The sequence below is a fragment of the Pigmentiphaga soli genome (assembly GCF_039541095.1).
Taxonomy (GTDB): domain Bacteria; phylum Pseudomonadota; class Gammaproteobacteria; order Burkholderiales; family Burkholderiaceae_B; genus Pigmentiphaga; species Pigmentiphaga soli.
Genome location: NZ_BAABFO010000014.1, coordinates 1 through 15260, shown reverse-complemented (window position 1 = coordinate 15260; position 15260 = coordinate 1). Strand labels below are relative to the sequence as shown.

Here is a 15260-nt window from a genome sequence, read left to right as displayed (position 1 = left end):
CCCTTAGTAAACCGGCCGCCACGCACCCTCGTCCCCATCCGGGACGCAGCGGATCCGGCTCCGCCGGTCCGCCAGCGTCGCCCCCCGGGGGGCGCGCGAAGCGCGTAGGGGGGTCATTTCAACAGATCCGCGAAGCTGATGAATTGAACGGTATCGCCGGGCGCGATCGTCTGCCCGGACGGGTTGTCGACCACGCCGTCGGCCCATACCGTGGAGGTCAGCACGGCCGACAACTGGTTCGGGAACAGGTCCAGCCCGCCGCGCTCGTTGCGCCGCACGCGCAGGAATTCGCGCCGGCGGTCGGCGCGCGGCCAGGCGAAATCGGCGCGCATCGCGGCGCGCGGAGGCAGCGGGTCGGAGGCGCCGGCCATGCCCAGCAGCAGCGGCCGCACGAACAGCGCGAAGGTCACCAGGCTCGACACCGGATTGCCCGGCAGCCCGATGAAGGCGGCCTCGCTGCCGTCTTCGCGGCGGATGCGGCCGAAGGCCAGCGGCTTGCCGGGCTTGATGGCCAGGCTCCAGAGGTCGAGCGCGCCGAGCGACTCGACCGCCGGCTTGACGTGGTCTTCCTCGCCTACCGACACGCCGCCGGTGGTGATGACCAGGTCGTTGCCGCGCGCCGCCTCGCGCAGCGCCTCTTGCGTGGCCGCCAGCGTGTCGGCCACGATGCCCAGGTCGGCATGGACCACCGGCAAGGCCTCCAGCAGGCCCCGCAGCAGGAAGCGGTTGGAGTTGTAGATCTTGCCCGGCGCCAGCGGCTCGCCCGGCATCGCCAGCTCATCGCCGGTGAAAAAGGTGGCCACCCGCAGCCGCGGCCGAACGGCCAGTTCGGCCACGCCCACCGACGCCGCCAGCGCGACGTCTTGCGGCCGCAGCCGCGCGCCGGCGCGCAGGATGGTGCTGCCGGCGGCGATGTCGCAGCCCGCCGGGCGGATCCATGCGCCGGGCTCGGGCACCGTGGCGAAGCTGACCCGGCCCTCGGCCGCCGTGGCCTGCTCCTGCATCACGATGGCGTCGGCGCCGGGTGGCACCTGGGCGCCGGTGAAGATGCGCGCCGCCGTGCCGGCCGCCAGCGGCCCCGGGACCGAACCGGCCGGAATCCGCTGCGACACAGGCAGGCCGGCCGCGAACGACGCCGCATCGGCCAGCCGCACCGCATAGCCGTCCATCGCCGAATTGTCGACCTCCGGCACGTTCATGCCGGAGCGGATGTCTTCGGCCAGCACCCGGCCGAAGGCCTCCATCAGCGCGACCCGCTCATCCGGCCGCGCCGGCGGGCGCGCCGCGGCCAGCAGTTTTTCCAGGGCCTGGTCCATCGACAAGGCCGTCGCAAGCGCAGCGTTCACTTCAGCTCCCCATCCAGATAATCGAGGATCCAGCCCGCGATACCGACCGGATCGTTCAAATCGAGCACCGGCAGGCCGGCGCCGACTGCATCGGGACGATCGGTGGCCACCGCCACCGCCGGCGCCTCGGCGCCTTCCCAGCGCGGCTTGCCCGTGGCCGGCCGCCATACTTCCAGCTTGGGAATCGGCCAGCCCTTGTAGCCCTCCACCAATACCAGATCGCACGGCGACAGCCGGGCCAATTGCTCCCGCATGCCGGGCTCCGGCTGGCCGCGGTTCTCGTGCAGCAGCGCCCAGCGATGCGGGGAACTCAACAATACTTCAGTCGCCCCGGCTTCGCGATGACGATAGGAATCCTTGCCGGGCCGGTCGAGGTCGAAGCGTTCGTGGGCATGCTTGATCAGCGACACGCGCAGGCCGCGCGCGACGAAACAGGGAATCAGCCTTTCGATCAGCGTGGTCTTGCCCGCGCCGCTGTAGCCCGCGAAGCCGAAGACTTTCACCGTGCCATGCCTTTAGCGCGCGCCTTGCGCCGCGATCAGATCCTTGACCGCCTGGACGTCGGCCGGGATGGTAAGCACACGCTGCGGCAGCGATTCCAGGTTTTCGAGCCCTGGCGGCCGCGGCGCGGGCCGGCCCAGCGCCGCCTCGATGGTCTCGGAGAACTTGACCGGCAGCGCGGTCTCCAGCACCAGCATCGGCACGCCGGGCTCGACGAAGGGCCGCGCCACCTTGACGCCATCGGCCGTATGCGGGTCGATCACGGTGCCGGTGCGTTCGAACACCTCGCGGATCGTGGCCAGCCGGTCGGCATGGCTGCTGGTGCCCGCCACGAAGCCGTAGCGGCCGAATTCGCCGCGCAGCGCCGACAGGTCGAACTGGCCCCGGGCCTGGAGCTGCTCCCACAGCGCCTTGACCTTGGCGGCGTCGCGGCCCATCAGGTCGTAGACGAAGCGTTCGAAATTCGACGCCTTGGAAATGTCCATCGATGGGCTGGAGGTCTCGAAGGTTTCGCTGGAAGCGCGCGGCCGGTAGATGCCGGTGCGGAAGAACTCCTCCAGCACGTTGTTCTCGTTGGTGGCCAGCACCAGGCGGCGGATCGGCAGCCCCATGCTGCGCGCGACGTGGCCCGCCAGGATGTTGCCGAAATTGCCCGACGGCACCGCGAACGACACTTCCGGCGGCGTCGCGCCGCCCGGCTGCGTGGCCACGCGCCAGCCGTGGAAGTAGTAGACCACCTGCGCCGCGATGCGCGCCCAGTTGATCGAGTTGACCGCGCCGATGCGATGGGCGGCCTTGAAATCGAGGTCGCCGCTGACGGCCTTGACGATGTCCTGGCAGTCGTCGAACACGCCTTCGACCGCGATGTTGTGGATATTGGCGTCCTGCAGCGAATACATCTGCGCGCGCTGGAACGGGCTCATGCGCCCTTTGGGCGACAGCATGAACACCGCCACGCCGTGCTTGCCGCGCATCGCATGCTCGGCCGCCGAGCCGGTATCGCCGGAAGTGGCGCCCAGGATGTTGAGGGTGGTGCCGCGCCGCGCCAGCACGTATTCGAACAGATGGCCCAGCAGCTGCATGGCCATGTCCTTGAAGGCCAGCGTCGGGCCCTGCGACAGGCCCAGCAGCGACAGGCCGCCGTCCAGCGGCTTGAGCGGCACGATGGCCTCGCTGCCGAACACCTCGGGCCGGTAGGCGGCGTGCGTCAGCGCGCGCAGTTCGTCGTCGGGGATGTCGGTAAGGAAATGCCGCAGCACCTCGAACGCCAGGTCGGCGTACGACAGCCCGCGCCAGGACTCCAGCTGCGCCGGCCCGATGCGCGGAATGGTCTCGGGCACCGCCAGGCCGCCGTCGGGCGCCAGCCCTTCGAGCAGGACGTCGGTGAAAGGTTGCGGGGCCATGCCGCCGCGGGTGGATACGTATCGCATCGGGTTCTCAAGCCAGGGTTTCGAGACGCAGGCGCGTGACTTCGGAGAGCACCGTGGGCAGCGCCTCGATGTGCGCGACGGCGGCGTTGACGTTGCGCTCGACCGCCTCGTGCGTGAGGAAGATGATGTCGGCCTGGCTGGCCTCGTCGCGCGGCTTCTGGATCATCGACACGATCGAGATCGAGGCGTCGGCCAGGATGCGGGTGATGTCGGCCAGCACGCCGGGGATGTCGTGCACCGTCAGCCGCAGGTAATACGAGGTGGTGACGGCCTCGATCGGCAGGATGGGCTTGTCGGACAGCGCATTGGGCTGGAAGGCCAGGTGCGGCACGCGGTGTTCGGGGTCGGCCGTGTGCAGGCGGGTCACGTCGACCAGATCGGCCACCACGGCCGAGGCCGTGGGCTCCTCGCCCGCGCCCTGGCCGTAGTAGAGCGTGGCGCCGACGGCGTCGCCCTTGACCATGACGGCGTTCATCGCGCCTTCGACGCTGGCCAGCAGGCGCTGCGCCGGGATCAGCGTGGGGTGGACGCGCAGTTCGATGCCGTCCTCGCGGGCGCGGGTGACGCCGAGCAGCTTGATGCGGTAGCCGAGCTCTTCGGCGTAGCGGATGTCGGCCTGCGACAGCGCCGAGATGCCTTCGACATAGGCCTTGTCGAACTGGACGGGCACGCCGAAGGCGATGGCCGACAGCAGCGTTAGCTTGTGCGCGGCGTCGACGCCTTCCACGTCGAACGTGGGGTCGGCCTCGGCATAGCCCAGGCGCTGGGCATCGGCCAGGGCCTGGTCGAAACCGAGCCCGCGCGAGCGCATTTCGGACAGGATGAAGTTGGTGGTGCCGTTGATGATGCCGGCCACCCACTGGATCTGGTTGGCCGTAAGGCCTTCGCGGATGGCCTTGATGATGGGCACGCCGCCGGCCACCGCGGCCTCGAAGGCGACCATCACGCCGCGTTCGCGGGCGCGGCCGAAGATTTCGTTGCCGTGCTTGGCCAGCAAGGCCTTGTTGGCGGTGACGACATGCTTGCCGTGGGCGATGGCTTCGAGCACCAGCTCGCGCGCCAGCGTATCGCCGCCGATCAGTTCGACCACGATGTCGATGGCGGGGTCGCGCACGATGGCGAAGGGGTCGGCCACCACTTCGGCGGCGTCGCCCACGCGCGACTTGGCCTTGGCGAGGTCGCGGGCCGAGACCTTGGTGGCCTTGATGTGGCGGCCGGCGCGGCGGGCGATCTCTTCGGCATTGCGCGCCAGCACGTTGAACGTGCCGCCGCCGACGACACCCAGGCCCAGCAGGCCTACACGAATCGGTTCCATTCTGCTTCCGGGAATGCGGTTCATAAAAGAAGAAAGGCCGGCGCCGGCGGGACAGGCCGACCCGGTGCGCGCCATGGCGTAGCCGGCGCAACCTTGCAGTTTAACGGATGCCCGGGACGATCAAGCCGTCTTTGCGGAACATTTCCTTGATGCCGCGTACCGCCTGGCGGGTGCGCTGTTCGTTCTCGATCAGCGCGAAGCGGACGTGGTCGTCGCCGTAGTCGCCGAAGCCGACGCCGGGCGAAACCGCTACATGGGCGTCGGCCAGCACGCGCTTGGCGAACTCGAGCGAGCCCAGGTGCTGGTAGGGCTCGGGAATTCTGGCCCAGATGTACATCGAGGCCTTGGGGATCTCGACCATCCAGCCGGCCTCGTGCAGGCCCTTGGCCAGGACGTCGCGTCGGCGGCGGTATTGCTCGACGACTTCCTGCACGCAGTCCTGCGGGCCTTCGAGCGCGGCGATGGAAGCGACCTGGATGGGGGTGAAGGTGCCGTAGTCGTGATAGCTCTTGATGCGCGCCAGGGCGTTGACCAGTTCGCGGTTGCCCACCATGTAGCCGATGCGCCAGCCGGCCATGTTGTAGCTTTTGCTCATGGTGAAGAATTCCACGGCGACGTCGCGCGCGCCGGGCACCTGCATGATGGAGGGGGCGACGTAGCCGTCGAAGGTGATGTCGGCGTAGGCCAGGTCGTGCACGACCAGGATGTCGTGTTCGCGGGCCAGCGCGACCACGCGCTCGAAGAACGACAGGTCCACGCACTGGGCGGTGGGATTGCTGGGGAAGCCCAGAATCATCATGCGAGGCTTGGGGATGGACTCGCGGATGGCCCGTTCGAGTTCGGCGAAGAAATCCACGCCCGGGGTCATGCGGACCGAGCGGATGTCGGCCCCGGCGATGACCGCGCCGTAGATGTGGATGGGATAGCTGGGATTGGGCACCAATACGGTGTCGCCGCGGTCCAGGGTGGCCAGCATCAGGTGGGCCAGGCCTTCCTTGGAGCCGATGGTGACGATGGCCTCGGTGTCGGGGTCGATGTCGACCCCGTAGCGGCGGCCGTACCAGTCGGCGATGGCCTTGCGCAGGCGCGGGATGCCCTTTGAGACCGAGTAGCCGTGGGTGCGCGGCCGGCGCGCGGCCTCCACCAGCTTGTCGACGATGTGGACGGGGGTGTCGCCGTCGGGATTGCCCATCGACATGTCGATGATGTCCTCGCCGCGCCGCCGGGCCGCCATCTTCAGTTCGGCGGTGATGTTGAAGACGTAGGGCGGCAGGCGCTTGATGCGCGAGAACTCCCGGGACGGGCTGGGCATGACGGATCCTTGCGTGAGGGGGGCGATGCGGCGAGAGCCTATAATCTAGCACTTGGCGCAGGCGCCGTCCGTCGGCGCGGCGCGTTCGCGGGCCCCGCGGCCGGGCCCTGGAATCGCTGGGTCCTGGAGTCTTTTTCTTGAAGCTGCATTCCGATACTTCCTCGTCGGCGCTCAATACGATCACGGCCTACGGCGACGGCTACATCGAGGTCAACCGCGTGCGCTACGACAGCGCGCTGGCGTTCGGCCCCGAGGGCAGCGTCGCGGTCTGGCCGGTAGACAGGGTCGAAGACATCGACGCCGCCGCGCTCGAGCAGGCGGCCGGACTGGGTGCCGAGCCGCCCGAGGTGCTGCTGATCGGCACCGGCGCGCGCCAGCGTTTCCTGCCGGCCGCGCTGCTGCGGCCGCTGCTGCGCGCCGGCGTGGGGGTCGAGATGATGGATTCCCAGGCCGCCGCCCGCACCTACAACATCCTGATGTCCGAAGGCCGCCGCGTGGTAATCGCGCTGCTGCTGGATTGAATCCACCCCTACGCGCTTACGCGCGCCCCTCAAGGGGCGGCACTGGCGGGCCGGCAAAGCCGGATCCGCGGTGCCCTGGATGGGGCGGCGCGGGTTCGCGCGAAGTCGAAGGTACGACGAACTTAGATCACTGACAGGAGCATCCGTCCATGACCACCGCAGTCGGCAAAGCCGCCCCCGACTTCACCGCGCCCAGCACCGACGGCGAGATCTCGCTGCGCGGACTGCGCGGCCGCGCCGTGGTGCTGTACTTCTACCCGCGCGACAACACCCCGGGCTGTACCACGGAAGGGCAGAACTTCCGCGATCTCTATCCGCAATTCGAAGCCGCAGGCGCAGTCGTGCTGGGCGTGTCGCGCGATACGCTGGCCTCGCACGCGAAGTTCAAGGAAAAACAGGGCTTTCCCTTCCCGCTGGTCGCCGATCCCGACGAAACCCTGTGCGAGCTGTACGGCGTGATGAAGATGAAGAACATGTACGGCAAGCAGGTGCGCGGCGTCGAGCGCAGCACCTTCCTGGTCGACGCCGCCGGCAAGCTCCGCCGCGAATGGCGCGGCGTCAAGGTCCCGGGCCATGCCGAGGAAGTGCTGGCCGCCGTGCGCGAGCTGGCCTAGCGTTCCCCCATCGCGGCCGGCCTCGCGCGCCGGCTTCCCCACGAAGCGATTCGAGAAAATTTGTCTCGATCGTATGTCCGGGCCCGGCATAAACGCGGGCGCCGGCCGTCTTACTATTGCCGCGAGCATTCATACGACGATCGGGAACCAAGCAATCGCACGGAGGAGCAAATGCGCCCGGCCTTCCACCGCCATGGCCTCGTCCTGGCGCTCGCGCTATCGATGACGACCGCCCCCGCGCCGGCGCAAACCTATCCCGCCAGGCCGGTCCATGTCGTCGTCCCCTTCGCCCCCGGCGGCAATGCCGACATCCTGGCGCGCGTCCTCAGCGAGGGGCTGACCAGGAACATGGGGCAGCCTTTCGTCGTCGACAACCGTCCCGGCGGCAGCAACATCATCGCCACGCAGATGGTGGCCCGGGCAAAGCCGGACGGCTATACCCTGCTGGTGATCTCGAACTCGCACACGGTCAACCCCACCGTGTTCGCCAGCAAGCTCCCGTACGACACCCTGCGGGACTTCACCGGGGTGGCCAAGCTGGCCACCACTCCCATGGTCCTGGCCGCCAATCCCGGCCTGGGCGTGAACACGGTGCCGGAACTCATCGCCAAGGCCAAGGCCGAGCCCGGGCGCATCAATTTCTCTTCCAGCGGCAACGGCTCGTCGGCGCACATGGCGGGCGAATTGCTCAACACGCTGGCCGGCATCAAGATCGTGCACGTCCCCTACAAGGGCACGTCGCAGGGCGTCAGCGATACGATGTCGGGGCAAGTGCAACTCGCCTTCCCCAGCCTGTCGGCGGCGGGCGTCCTGATCAGGGCCGGCCAGCTGCGGGGGCTGGGCATCACCACCGCCCGGCGTTCGGAGGCGGCTCCGGACATCCCGCCCATCGCCGAAACCCTGCCCGGCTTCGACGCCAGCATATGGACCGCCGTCATCGCGCCCGCGGGCGTCCCCCGGCCGGTCATATCCAGGCTGAACGCGGAGATCGTCAAGGTGCTGAACGATCCCGCGATCAAGCCCAAGCTCGTCGAAATGGGCGTGGACGTCGACACCGGCACGCCCGAACAGCTCGATGCGTTCATCGAATCGGACATCAAGCGGTCGGCACAGCTGCTGAAAGGCGCCATCAAGCTCGACATGATCCGGCAATAGCCGCGGGAAAGGGACCATGCAACCGATGCAAGCCTTCCACCAGGCCCTGCGGCAGGCGCTCCGGAGCGCGGGGCTCGCCGAATCGTCCGCCGCCGGCGTCGAATTCAGCGGCAGCGACCCGGTCTATCGCACGCCATACAAAGTATCCACTGCAGGCGCGGCCGCCCTGGGCGCCATGGCCATTGCGATGGCCGACATCCGCGCGCTCCAGACCGGCACGCGCCCTGCCGTCGCCATCGACGTGCATGGCGCCACCGCTTCGTTGCGCAGCAGCAAGTACGTGCGCGTGGACGGCAACCCGCCGCCCAGGCGCAAGGCCGTGACGGGTTTCTATCCCGCGACCAACGGGCGCTGGAACTACTTCCATTGCAATCACCTGCCGCACGAACAAGCCCTGCTGCGGGTGCTGGGCGTCCCGGCGGACAAGGCCAGGGTGGCCGCGGCGGCGGCCGGCTGGGACGCCTTCGCCCTTGAGACCGCCGTGCACGAAGCGGGCGGCCTGGCGCCGGTGGTCCGCACCCCCGAAGAATGGCAGGCCCTGCCGAACACGCGCGCGCTGGAAGCCGAGCCGCTGGTGGACATCAGGAAGACCGGCGACAGCGCGCCGACCCCGTTGCCGCAAGGCGGGGGGCGCGCGCTGTCGGGCCTGAAGGTGCTCGATCTGACGCGCGTGCTGGCGGGGCCGACCTGCGCGCGCCTGCTGGCCGAGAGCGGCGCCGACGTGCTGAAGATCACCTGCCCACGCCACCCCGATTCCGAAGGCCTGGAATGGGACACGGGCTACGGCAAGCGCAGGCTCACGCTGGATATCGCCACCCCGGACGGCAAGGCAGCGTTCGCCGAACTGGTCAAGGGCTGCGATGTACTGAGCCAGGCCTATCGACCTGGCGCGCTGGCCGGGCTGGGCTTCGGCCCGGATCAGGCCAGGGCCCTGCGCCCGGGCATCGTCTACGTCAGCCTGAACGCGTACGGATACACCGGCGACTGGAACATGCGGCGCGGCTTCGACACCGCCGTGCAGTCCGCCTCGGGCATGGCCTACGTGTCCGGCCGCGGCCAAGAGCCGCAGTTCACGCCGGTGTCGGCGCTCGACTACATCGCCGGCTATCTGATGACCTTCGGCGCGCTGGTCGCGCTCAGACGCCGGCACGAGGAAGGCGGCAGCTATGCCGTCAATGTTTCCCTGGCGCGGTGCGCGCAGTGGCTGGCATCGATGGGCCTGCACGACACCGCCACCGTCTGGACGGGAGCCGATGAGTTTCCCGCGATCGGCGATTGGCTGATCGACGTGCCCACGCCGCTGGGCACCCTCAGGCGCCTGCGCCCCATCGTCCGCTACACCGAGCAGGCGATGAACGAGCTGATCGCCTGGAATCGCGCGCTCGATGCGCAAGCCGCCGCCTGGTCATCCTGACATGAAGCCCCAGGCCTCGTGCGGGCGCGGCCGTCTGGGTTTCAAGGCGTCGCGCAGGAAGTCGATGAAGGCGTTCACCTTGCGCGACGAGCGATGCGCCACCGAATAGACCGCGATGACGTCGCGCGGCGGGGCGGCATAGGGTTCCAGGATCTCGATGAGCCTGCCGTCGCCCAGCGGCCCTTGGGCCGCGTAATAGGGCACCTGCGCGATGCCCAGGCCGCCGACCGCGGCCTCGATCAGCCCATCGGAATTGTTGAGCACCAGGTTGCCCGACAACGCCAGCTGGACCTGGATGTCTTTCTGAACGAAGGTCCATTTGCACGGACGGCCCGTCTGGCGCGAGAAAAACCGCAGGCAATTGTGCTGCAGCAGTTCTTCCGGCCGCGACGGGATGCCGGCGGATTTCGCATATATGGGTGAACACACCGTCACGTAGCGGGCGGCGCCGACCCGGCGCGAAATGACGTTGGCGCCGTCGAAGCGGCCGACGCGCACGGAAAGATCCACGCCTTCTTCGATCGGATCGAGCATGTCGTTGCGCAGCGAAATCTGCAGCGTCATGCCCGGATGCGCCTTCGAGAATGCAGGCAGCGCCGGCATGATCAGTATGCGCGCGAGTGCCGGCGCCATGTGCACGCGCAGCGTGCCGCGCAGGGACTTGGTCGGCTCCCACATCATTTCCATCTCGTCCAGGTCGAACAGAAACTGCCGGAACCTCTGATGGCATTCCGCGCCGGCCTCGGTCACCACCAGCCGCCGCGTGCTGCGCGTGAGCAGGCGCAGCCCCAACCGATTCTCGAGCCGGCTGACCGCCTTGCCCACCCCGGAAGGCGTCATGCCGAGCCGGTGGGCCGCCTGGGCGAAACTGCCGGCTTCGACGGTGGCGACGAATTCGGCGATCCCCGCGAATTTCTCCATTTGGTCTCCTCCTATTCGAGACAATCCGTCTCGACGCATTGTCCTGCCTGGGCATTCTAAATAGTTCCGGACCTACCTAAACTTCTCCTCGCCGAAGCCCGGAACGGCGCCGCCGGCCAGGCACAGATTCTATGGCGTTACCCGGCCCGCATCCTGCCGATGCCGGCCGCAAGGACCACACATGGCCGACCTGCCCAAATCCGTCCGCATCCACGAAGAAGGGCCGCGCGAAGGCTTCCAGATGGAACCCCGCCCCATACCGACCGCGCGCAAGATCGAATTCATCGAGGCGCTTTCCGACACGGGGCTCGAACAGATAACGATCGCGTCGTTCGTGAACCCGAAGAAGGTGCCGGGCATGGCCGACGCGGAAGACATCGTCCGCGGCTTCCGGCCCCGGCCGGGGGTCGCCTACCGGGCGCTCTGGCTGAACGAAAAGGGCTTCGAGCGGGCGCGCACCGTGTCGAACGGCAAGCTCGCCTTCGAAGCCAAGATCGGCATCTACGCTTCCGAGAAATTCTCCATGCGCAACAACAACCGCAACACGGCGCAGGAGTTCGAATACGCGCGCAACGTCGTCCGCCGATACAGGGAATACGGCGTTCCTGTGAACCGGGCGTCCGTCTCGAACGCCTTCGGCTGCAATTTCCAGGGCGACATTCCCATCGCCACCGTGCTCGACATCTTCACCCGCATCTTCGAGATCGCAGAAGAGAATTCCCTCGAACTGAAAGAGATTTCCCTGGCCGACACGATGGCATGGGCGACGCCGCTTTCGATCAAACGGACGGTCGGCGCCATCCGCGACAGGTATCCCGACATGCGCCTGAACCTGCATCTGCACGACACGCGCGGCATGGGCATCGCCAACTCCGCCGCCGGCCTGGAAATGGGCGTCGACATGTTCGACGCCTCCGTCGCCGGGCTCGGCGGCTGTCCCTTCGCCGGTCACAAGGGAGCGGCGGGCAATGTCTGCACCGAAGACCTGGCCTTCATGTGCGAAGAAATGGGAATCGAAACGGGCCTGGATCTCGAAAAGCTGATCGACTGCGCGCGCCTTGCCGAGGACATCGTCGGCCATCCGCTGCCGGGATCGGTCATGAAGGGCGGCAGCCTGAAACGCCTGCGCCATGCGATCAGCCAAGGGTAAGACCATGCTGACATCCAGCGCCGGCGCGGCCGGCGGCGGCGCGTCCCTGCCGCTTCACGGCGTGCGCGTCCTCGACCTGACCAATGTCATCGCCGGGCCGCTAGCCTCCTACCAGCTGGCGATGCTCGGCGCCGAAGTCATCAAGATCGAGGTCCCGGGGCGCGGCGACCTGGCACGCATCATGGGCGCAGATCCCGGCCTGAGCGAAATGCGGATGGGCGCCTCGTTCTGCGCCATGAACGCGGGCAAGAAATCGATCACGCTCAACCTGAAGCGCCCGCAGGGCCTGAAGATCTTCATGCAGCTGGTCGAGAGCGCCGACGCGGTGATCGAGAATTTCCGTCCCGGCATCATGAAGAAGCTGGGCGCCGATTACGAAGCGCTCAGCAAGGCGAATCCGCGGCTGGTCTATTGCGCGGTTTCCGGCTTCGGGCAGGACGGGCCGCTCTCCGGGCGTCCGAGCTACGACCAGATCATCCAGGGCTTCTCGGGCATCATGAGCCTGACCGGCGACCCGGACGGCGAGCCGACGCGGGCCGGCTACGTGGTGTGCGACACCATCGCGGCCATGACGGCCGCCTTCGCCCTGGTCGCCGCGCTCTATCGCCAGCAGAAGACCGGTCAAGGCGAAATGATCGACGTCTCGATGCTCGACGCCTCGCTCGCCACCATGGCCGCATGGCCGGTATCGAACTATCTGAACGGCGGCCACGTTCCCCGGCGCATGGGCAACCACAATCCGGCCGGATGTCCGTCGGGCACCTTCCCGACGGCCGACGGCGAATTGAACATCGTGAACAACGAACAGCATCAGTTCGAGCGCCTGTGCGACGCGCTCGGCCTTGCCGCGTTCAAGACCGACCCGCGCTTTCGCGATCGCGCCAGCCGCGCCAGGCACCGCGACGTGCTGCATCCCGCCATCGTGCAGGCGCTGTCGAAGAAGACGACGGCCGAGTGGGAGGCCATCTTCGTCGAGGCCGGCGTGCCGGCCGGACCGATCCTGACGGTTCCCGAGGTGCTCGACCATCCGCAGATAAGAGGCCGCCAATTGGTCAAGCGCTTCGCCGACGCCCATGGCATGGGACGCGACATAGCGGTGACGCGCACCGGCTTCCGGCTGCAAGGCAGCCAGCCCGACGTGCATGGCCCGCCGCCGAGGCTGGGCCAGGACAACGCGGAAATACTGGGCGGCCTCGGCTATACGCCTCGGCAACTCGAAGCGCTCCGCCAGCAGGGAGTCATCTGAGCCATGTACTTCGGCCCCCCACCCCAGCTCATCGAAGCCGAGTTGGTCAGCGCCGTGCCCGACGGCCTGCGCAATGCGCCGCCCAAGGTCAAGCCGGGCCAGCCGCGCTGCTTCCTCGAAGGGCCGTCGTTCGACCGGGTCGGCAATCTCTATGTGGTCGACATCCGCTACGGACGCATCCTGCGCCTTGCGCCGGGCGGCCAGTGGGACGCGGTGGCGGAATACGATGGCGAGCCCAACGGCCTGAAGATCCACCGCGACGGCCGCATTTTCGTTGCCGACAGAAAGCGGGGCATCGTCCTGATCGACCCCGTCCGGGGCACGGCGGAAACCGTGCTCGCGGGACCGTCGAAGAGCGAGCCCTTCAAGGGGCTGAACGATCTGATATTCGCCGCCAACGGCGATCTTTACTTCACCGACCAGGGCAGGACCGGCCTGCAGGATCCCACCGGCCGCGTCTATCGCTTCGATCTGCGGACCGACCGGCTGCAGTGCCTGATCGGCAACGTGCCCAGCCCCAACGGACTGGTGTTCAACGTGCGCGAGACGGCGCTGTTCGTGGCAGCCACCCGGGGCAGCTCGGTATGGCGCATCCCGCTGTCGGAGCCGGGCGCCGGGGCGGCCGGCTGGCCATCCCAGCCCATCGGCGCGGCAAGCCAGTTCACGCAGCTGTATACGCCGGGACCGGACGGGCTGGCGCTCGACGAGGAAGGCAACCTCGTCATCGCGCATCCGACCGCAGGCTTCGTCTGGGTCGTCAGCAAATATGGCGTGCCGCTGTTCCAGATCCGATCCTGCGCCAAGGAGATGACCACCAACATCGCCTATGGCGGGGCCGACAACAAGACGCTCTTCATCGTCGAATCCAAGAGCGCGAGCATTCTCGCCGCGCGCCTGCCGGTGGCCGGCAAGCGCATGTATTCCCACGCGGACTGACCGAGCCAGGAGACGATATGACATTGAACCGCCGCCGCTTCGTATCCCTCGCGCTGATGCCTGCGGCCCTCGATGCGCTGCGCCCGGCCGGGGCGATGGAAAAGCCCTACCCCAATCGTCCGATCCAGCTCGTCTCGCCCTATACCCCCGGCGGCGGCAACGACACCCTCGCCCGCCTGGTCGCGGACCGGCTCGGAAAGGCCGTCGGGCAGACCGTGATCGTGCTGAACAAGCCCGGCGCCAACACCATGATAGGCAACGACTACGTTGCCAAGGCCGAGGCGGACGGCCACACGCTGGTTCTGGACGGCAACAGCCTGGTGATCAATCCGAGCTTCTACCGGCACGTGCCCTACGACACGATCAAGGACCTGGAGCCGGTCAGCTTCATCGGCTTTTCGACCGTGGCGCTGGCCTGCACTCGGGACCTGCCCGTCGACACGGTGCAGGAGCTGATCGCATTGGCGAAGTCCAAGCCGGGATTCCTGAACTGCGGAACCTCGGGACACGGCGGGCCGGGCCATTTCGCCGGCCTGCAGTTCGGCCAGATGGCGGGCGTCGACATCAATTTCATCCCCTACAAGGGCACCGCGCCGGCCATGACCGATCTGATCGCGGGCCACGTGCACCTGATGTTCACGCCCTTGTCGACGGTGCCCCACGGAAAGGTGAAGCTGCTGGCCGTCGCCACGAAAAGCCGGTCGCTCCAGTTTCCCGACGTGCCGACCGTGGCCGAGGCCGGCGTTTCCGGCTACGAAGCCTTTCTGTGGTTCGGGCTGATCACGACGGGCGGCACGCCGCGGCCCATCCTCGACCGGATCAGCGACGAGATGGGGAAAATCCTGAGGCAGGACGACACCGTCAAGGCGCTGGCCGCCATGGACATCCTGATCGGCGGCCCCGAATACGCGACGCCGGAGAAATTCGCGGCCTTCGTCAGGGCCGATCTGGAGAAGTCGGCGCGCATCGCCAGGGCGGCCGGGGTGCGGCCGGAATAGCAGCCGCGGACGGTCCCGGGGGCCGGCCCGCTGTCACCACATGGGCGCTGAAAAAAGGGTATCGTAGAAACTCGCTACTCGGAGATTCGCGCCTATGCCGCTTCCCAAGATGCCCTCCCGGCCCGCTGCCATTCTCACGTTTCCCTCGGGTGAACCAGCGCGTCCGGCAGCCGCAACGCGCAGCAAACGAACCGCCTCCGCTCCCGCCCCTGCTCCTGTCGATACGCCCCCTCCCCCATCCTTCGAGGCAGGCATCCAGCCCCAGCTCGAAGGATTGCAGGCCCCGCCGCCCCGCTCCCCCAGGAAATCCGCCAAATCCGCCGGCGCGCTGCTGGCGGCGGCCGCCGAGCCGGCTGCGCCCGCCGCGCCCGCGCCCACGCGCCTGCGCGCCGCCCCGGCGC

The 15260-nt window shown here is 68.0% G+C and carries 14 protein-coding genes; 8 read left to right on the top strand and 6 right to left on the bottom strand.

Translation table 11 applies throughout. The features are described from left to right. Window positions 1-113: 113 nt before the first annotated feature. The 5 genes from ABD927_RS14875 to alaC all read right to left on the bottom strand — a co-directional run bounded on the left by ABD927_RS14875 (window position 114) and on the right by alaC (window position 5904). Window positions 114-1316, bottom strand: coding sequence for a molybdopterin molybdotransferase MoeA (locus ABD927_RS14875; RefSeq protein WP_345250717.1), 1203 nt, complete (start codon window positions 1314-1316; stop codon window positions 114-116). Between the two features lie 26 nt (window positions 1317-1342). Next, a complete protein-coding gene (gene mobB, locus ABD927_RS14870; RefSeq protein WP_345250618.1) occupies window positions 1343-1849 on the bottom strand; it encodes a molybdopterin-guanine dinucleotide biosynthesis protein B in 507 nt (168 codons plus the stop codon). 12 nt (window positions 1850-1861) lie between these two features. After that, window positions 1862-3277, bottom strand: coding sequence for a threonine synthase (gene thrC, locus ABD927_RS14865; RefSeq protein WP_345250617.1), 1416 nt, complete (start codon window positions 3275-3277; stop codon window positions 1862-1864). Window positions 3278-3284: 7 nt separating this feature from the next. Further along, the gene (locus tag ABD927_RS14860; protein ID WP_345250616.1) at window positions 3285-4592 is read right to left on the bottom strand and encodes a homoserine dehydrogenase; all 1308 of its coding nucleotides are present in this window, start codon (window positions 4590-4592) and stop codon (window positions 3285-3287) included. Window positions 4593-4692: 100 nt separating this feature from the next. After that, the gene (gene alaC, locus ABD927_RS14855; protein ID WP_345250615.1) at window positions 4693-5904 is read right to left on the bottom strand and encodes an alanine transaminase; all 1212 of its coding nucleotides are present in this window, start codon (window positions 5902-5904) and stop codon (window positions 4693-4695) included. Window positions 5905-6041: 137 nt separating this feature from the next. Here alaC and ABD927_RS14850 point away from each other — a divergent pair, with 137 nt between their 5' ends. The 4 genes from ABD927_RS14850 to ABD927_RS14835 all read left to right on the top strand — a co-directional run bounded on the left by ABD927_RS14850 (window position 6042) and on the right by ABD927_RS14835 (window position 9608). Further along, entirely contained in the window at window positions 6042-6425 is a 384-nt protein-coding gene (locus tag ABD927_RS14850; protein WP_345250614.1) for an Mth938-like domain-containing protein, read from the top strand. A 149-nt stretch (window positions 6426-6574) separates the two neighbouring features. Beyond that, window positions 6575-7039, top strand: coding sequence for a peroxiredoxin (locus tag ABD927_RS14845; protein ID WP_345250613.1), 465 nt, complete (start codon window positions 6575-6577; stop codon window positions 7037-7039). Window positions 7040-7210: 171 nt separating this feature from the next. Further along, window positions 7211-8194: a tripartite tricarboxylate transporter substrate binding protein gene (locus ABD927_RS14840; protein ID WP_345250612.1), complete on the top strand. Its 984-nt coding sequence runs from the start codon at window positions 7211-7213 to the stop codon at window positions 8192-8194. 16 nt (window positions 8195-8210) lie between these two features. Next, a complete protein-coding gene (locus tag ABD927_RS14835) occupies window positions 8211-9608 on the top strand; it encodes a CoA transferase (protein WP_345250611.1) in 1398 nt (465 codons plus the stop codon). On the opposite strand, the gene ABD927_RS14830 is transcribed toward ABD927_RS14835, so the two are convergent. Further along, entirely contained in the window at window positions 9600-10529 is a 930-nt protein-coding gene (locus ABD927_RS14830) for a LysR family transcriptional regulator (RefSeq protein ID WP_345250610.1), read from the bottom strand. The two genes, ABD927_RS14835 and ABD927_RS14830, sit on opposite strands and share 9 nt — an antisense overlap. Before the next feature lie 181 nt (window positions 10530-10710). Here ABD927_RS14830 and ABD927_RS14825 point away from each other — a divergent pair, with 181 nt between their 5' ends. From ABD927_RS14825 to ABD927_RS14810, 4 genes are read left to right on the top strand one after another with little or no spacing between them, the layout of a single operon-like run. Further along, window positions 10711-11679: a hydroxymethylglutaryl-CoA lyase gene (locus tag ABD927_RS14825; protein ID WP_345250609.1), complete on the top strand. Its 969-nt coding sequence runs from the start codon at window positions 10711-10713 to the stop codon at window positions 11677-11679. Window positions 11680-11683: 4 nt separating this feature from the next. Beyond that, window positions 11684-12925, top strand: a complete 1242-nt coding sequence (locus tag ABD927_RS14820) for a CaiB/BaiF CoA transferase family protein (RefSeq protein WP_345250608.1) — start codon at window positions 11684-11686, stop codon at window positions 12923-12925. 3 nt (window positions 12926-12928) lie between these two features. Continuing rightward, on the top strand, window positions 12929-13861 hold the full coding sequence (locus ABD927_RS14815; protein WP_345250607.1) for an SMP-30/gluconolactonase/LRE family protein: 933 nt from the start codon (window positions 12929-12931) through the stop codon (window positions 13859-13861). A gap of 17 nt (window positions 13862-13878) precedes the next feature. Further along, a complete protein-coding gene (locus ABD927_RS14810; protein WP_345250606.1) occupies window positions 13879-14859 on the top strand; it encodes a Bug family tripartite tricarboxylate transporter substrate binding protein in 981 nt (326 codons plus the stop codon). The last annotated feature ends 401 nt before the right edge of the window (window positions 14860-15260 follow it).